The following is a 210-nucleotide window of genomic DNA, read 5'->3' on the forward strand; positions in this document are numbered from 1 at the left end:
TGCCAAAGATGAATTCTCTAACCTTATTCCAATAGGGAAACCAGTTTCTAACACTCGTATATATATATTGAATCAGATGAAACTTTGTGGAATCGGTGTGCCTGGAGAATTATGTATAGCGGGGGATGGTCTGGCGAGAGGATATCTGAATAGACCAGAACTGACAGCTGAAAAATTTATCGACAATCCATTCGGGGAAGGAAAGTTATA

1 protein-coding gene is annotated in these 210 nt (G+C 39.5%); it reads left to right on the top strand.

What is annotated here, in order from left to right; translation table 11 throughout:
• Nucleotides 1-210 (top strand): AMP-binding protein (locus tag MR167_RS33900; protein WP_242316339.1); only part of this gene is annotated, 210 nt, incomplete at both ends.

The sequence above is a fragment of the Bacillus cereus group sp. BfR-BA-01355 genome (genome assembly GCF_022663675.1).
Classification (GTDB): domain Bacteria; phylum Bacillota; class Bacilli; order Bacillales; family Bacillaceae_G; genus Bacillus_A; species Bacillus_A thuringiensis_S.